The following is a 4,103-nucleotide window of genomic DNA, read 5'->3' on the forward strand; positions in this document are numbered from 1 at the left end:
GCTCCCGCCGACCCGGTCGACTCGGCCGCCCCGGTCCAGCCGCACCCGGCGCTTCTTCCTGCGCGCCGCCTTCGCCTTCGGGGCGATCGGCGGTACGGCAGCGGCCCTGACACCCATCTTCCGGGCCGGCCCCCGCAAGAGCGCCGCACCCGCCCCGGGCCCCGTCGACGGCATGACCGACGAGAGGTTCGACGAGAGGTTCGACGAGATGTACGCCGGCCGGCGCATCCAGGGGACGGCGTCCGGCGTCCGTATCGACGGCCGCCCCCTGCATCTCATGCGGCGCGCCGACGGCACCTACGTCAGCGTGGTCAACCACTTCGAGTCGTTCCCGACAGCGCTCGCGACCGCCCGCGCGGCCGTCGACGACCTCGGCGGTACACAACTCTCGCTCGCCGGACCGGCACTTCACTGACCGCAGGGAGGATCCACCACGGTGCACATCAGAAAGAATCAGCGGAATCTCACCAGCGCGGAGAAGAAGCGCTTCGTCAGTACGCTCCTGGAGCTCAAACGGCAGGGTGGCTACGACGAGTTCGTCCGTCAGCATGTCCAGTACTACCGGGCCGACGGCGACGAGGGCCTGCGGGCCGGACACATGGCGCCCTCGTTCCTGCCGTGGCACCGCAAGTACCTGCTGGAGTTCGAGCGCGCGCTTCAGCGAATCGACCCCAAGGTGACGGTGCCGTACTGGGACTGGACGACCGACAACACGCCGGCCGCGTCCCTGTGGTCCGAGGACTTCCTCGGCGGCGACGGCCGTTCGTCCGACGGGCAGGTCACCACAGGCGCGTTCGCCTACGCGGCGGGCAACTGGAACATCAACGACGGTGTGCTGGAGCGGAAGTTCCTCGCCCGTGCCTTCGGCCGCCCCGCTTCCCCCATCGCGCTGCCCACCAAGGCTGAACTGGCCTGGGCGATGGACGAGTCGGTCTACGACGCCGCGCCCTGGGACTCCACCGTCACGCGCGGTTTCCGCAACCGCCTCGAAGGCTGGACGGCGGGCAGCGACAAGACACGCTGGCGCAACCACAACCGTGTCCACCGCTGGGTGGGCGGCCAGATGCTGGGCGCGACCGCGCCCCACGACCCGGTGTTCTGGCTGCACCACGCCTTCGTCGACCTGCTCTGGGACCGCTGGCAGCAGAAGCACCCGAAGTCGACCTATCTGCCGCAGCGCAGGCTGGACGACGACGATCCACAGCACGGCCGGGCCATCAGCCTGGACGAGCCGATGCCGCCGTGGCGGACGAAGCCGTCGGAGATGCTCAGCCACCAGAGCCTGTACCGGTACGACGCCTGAGCCGGACACCGGCCCGTACGGACACCGCCCCGTACGCGCAACGGCCTCCCGCATGCGATGCGGGAGGCCGTTGCCTCGTACTTCAATCAGGGACGCGGATCAGCGATGTCCATGACGTCCATCGAGGATGTACGTCCCTGGAGCCGGTGGCTCAGCGGCCGTAGCCGCCACCGTGGTGCTTGCCGTCGGCGTTGACGCACGTGTTGCCGAACGCCGGGTTGAGCAGACCGATCACGTCGATGGTGTTGCCACAGAGGTTGACCGGGACGTGCACGGGCACCTGGACCACGTTGCCGGAAAGGACTCCGGGCGAACCGATGGCCGCGGCCTCGGCGCCGGCGTCGGCAGCGGCCATACCGGCACCGCCGGCCAGTACGGCGCCCGTGCCGGCGAGAACAGCAGCTGCCTTCGCGATACGCGACATCAAGTTTCTCCTTGAACGTTTCGAACCAGCCGCAGGATGCGCGGCCTTCACGCACGTTCAACGCGCAAACTCACCCTCGGTAACGAAATTGACCCAATCGGTGAGAGAACTCCATGTGACAAAGGGGTGCACGAGTGTTTACCCTCGGGGTGAACGCCTGTGCACCCCCTCCGTGGCGTGCGGTCACGGAGGCCGCGGCGAATCAACGGCAGACCGACGGAGAGCAGATGCCCGCAGGAGAGATATCGAAGCCGGAGCCCGTGGAAGGGCAGCGCCGCCGCTTTCTCGTCGCCGTACTGGCCTTCTGCGGCGTCGTGGTCGCCGTCATGCAGACGCTCGTCGTCCCCCTGCTGCCGCACGTCCCCGCCCTGACGGGCAGCACACCGGCGGCGGCCAGCTGGCTCGTCACCATCACGCTGCTGACCGGGGCGGTCTTCACGCCCGTACTCGGCCGCGTCGGCGACATGTACGGCAAGCGCCGGGTCCTCATCGCCTCGCTCGGTGTGCTCGTCGCCGGTTCGGTCCTGTGCGCCGTCAGCTCCCACATCGGTGTGCTGATCGCCGGGCGGGCCCTCCAGGGCGCCGCCCTCGCCGTCGTACCGCTCGGCATCAGCATCATGCGCGACGAACTCCCGCCCGCGCGGCTGCTGTCCTCCGTCGCCCTCATGAGCTCCACCCTCGGGATCGGCGCCGCCGTCGGACTGCCGGTCGCCGCCCTCGTCGTACAGAACTTCGACTGGCACACCATGTTCTGGGCGTCGGCCGTCCTCGGGCTGATCGATATCGTCCTCGTCCTGTGCTGCGTCCCCGAGTCCCCGCTCCGCTCCCGGGGCCGGTTCGACGCCATCGGCACGCTCGGCCTCTCCGCCACCCTCGTCAGCCTGCTGCTCGCCGTCACCCAGGGCGCGGACTGGGGCTTGACCTCCGTACGCACCGTCGGCCTGCTCGTCGCCGCCCTCGTCGTCGGACTGCTGTGGGGCGCGTACGAACTGCGCACCACGTCCCCCATGGTCGACCTGCGGGTGTCCGCGCGCCCCGCCGTGCTGCTGACGAACATCGCCGCCCTCCTCATCGGCTTCGCCTTCTACGCCAACTCCCTGGTCACCGCCCAGATGGTGCAGGAGCCCACGAGCACCGGCTACGGCCTCGGCGCCTCCATCGTCGTCGGCGGACTGTGTCTGCTGCCCGGTGGCCTCGCGATGGTGGCGCTGTCCCCGGTCTCGGCCAGGATCTCCGCGAAGTACGGCCCCAAGACGGCACTCGCCCTGGCTGCCGCGGTGATGGCCGTCGGGTATGTGGTGCGCTTCTTCACCAGTCACAGCCTGTGGCCGATCATCGGCGGCGCGACCGTCGTCGCGGCGGGCACCGCCATCGCCTACTCCGCGCTGCCGGCGCTCGTCATGCGGGCGGTACCGGCGGGCGAGACCGGCGCCGCCAACGGCCTCAACACCCTGATGCGGTCCGTGGGGCAGGCGTTCTGCAGCGCGGTCGTCGCCGCCGTACTCGCCAACATCACCTTCCAGGCCGCGGGCCGTACCGCACCCACCCTCCACGCCTATCTGCTGGTCTTCCTCATCGCCGCCGGCGCGGCCCTGCTCGCCCTGGCGGTCACCCTGTGCCTGCCGGGCCGTGCGGTGGCGGCCGAGCCCGGTACCGTCGGCAGGGAGCAGACAGCAAGCCGTACGTTCGCCGAGGAGGGCGCATGACGACGACCGGGCGGCACACGGCCGACGACACCGACAGCGCCGGCGCGGATCCCGGTACCGGTCGCCTCGCGATCCTGCGCGCCGCCCGCCGCGCGTTCACCCAGCGCCCGTACGCCGAAGTGACCATGCGCGGCATCGCCGCCGACGCGGGCGTCAGCGCCTCGCTCATCGTCAAACGCTTCGGCACCAAGGAACAGCTCTTCAACACCGTCGCCGACTTCGGCCCCGCCGCCGACCGGCTCTTCGCCGCCCCGCCGGCCGACCTCGGCAGACACCTGGTGCTGACCATGGTCCGGCTACGTCGCGAGAACCACTCCGACCCACTGCTGCGCGTCGTCTTCTCCCTCGGCAACATGGACGAGCGGACCCTGCTGCGCGAGCGCTTCCGCGAGCAGGTCACCGCCCGGCTGGCCGCTCTCATCAGCGGGGACCAGCGCGAGCTGAGGGCGGAGCTGATCACCGGCCAGCTCCTCGGTCTCGGCGCCACGCTCAGCCTGCACCGCCCCGGCGCCGGGGAGCGGGCCACCCCCGAGCAGCTGGCGGACCTCTACGCGCCCGCGCTCCAGCGGCTGATCACCGGTCACTGAGCGCGCGGAAACACGCGGGGTCTCGTACCGTTTCGTACCGGCTCGTACGGCCCGCTTGCGGTCCGTACGAGCCGGTACGAAAC

At 70.4% G+C, this 4,103-nt stretch carries 5 protein-coding genes; 4 read left to right on the plus strand and 1 reads right to left on the minus strand.

Annotation, left to right across the window (positions count from 1 at the left end):
• A partial coding sequence (locus tag BHU15_RS36250; RefSeq protein ID WP_438285003.1) for a tyrosinase family oxidase copper chaperone occupies nucleotides 1–415 on the plus strand: 415 nt, incomplete at its 5' end.
• Between the two features lie 21 nt (nucleotides 416–436).
• Nucleotides 437–1,303: a tyrosinase family protein gene (locus tag BHU15_RS36255; protein WP_069630984.1), complete on the plus strand. Its 867-nt coding sequence runs from the start codon at nucleotides 437–439 to the stop codon at nucleotides 1,301–1,303.
• Nucleotides 1,304–1,454: 151 nt separating this feature from the next.
• On the opposite strand, the gene BHU15_RS36260 is transcribed toward BHU15_RS36255, so the two are convergent.
• Nucleotides 1,455–1,727 carry a chaplin gene (locus BHU15_RS36260; protein WP_023536565.1) on the minus strand — a complete coding sequence of 91 codons (273 nt, stop codon included), beginning with the start codon at nucleotides 1,725–1,727 and terminating at the stop codon, nucleotides 1,455–1,457.
• A gap of 227 nt (nucleotides 1,728–1,954) precedes the next feature.
• Between BHU15_RS36260 and BHU15_RS36265 the strand changes: the two genes are divergently transcribed.
• Both BHU15_RS36265 and BHU15_RS36270 read left to right on the plus strand, forming a co-directional pair.
• On the plus strand, nucleotides 1,955–3,433 hold the full coding sequence (locus tag BHU15_RS36265) for an MFS transporter (RefSeq protein ID WP_069630985.1): 1,479 nt from the start codon (nucleotides 1,955–1,957) through the stop codon (nucleotides 3,431–3,433).
• Nucleotides 3,430–4,020 (plus strand): TetR/AcrR family transcriptional regulator, encoded by a 591-nt coding sequence (locus tag BHU15_RS36270; protein WP_069630986.1) that lies wholly within the window; start codon nucleotides 3,430–3,432, stop codon nucleotides 4,018–4,020. Before BHU15_RS36265 ends, BHU15_RS36270 begins: the two co-directional genes overlap by 4 nt.
• Nucleotides 4,021–4,103: the final 83 nt, after the last annotated feature.

The organism is Streptomyces niveus (genome assembly GCF_001723055.1).
Classification (GTDB): domain Bacteria; phylum Actinomycetota; class Actinomycetes; order Streptomycetales; family Streptomycetaceae; genus Streptomyces; species Streptomyces niveus.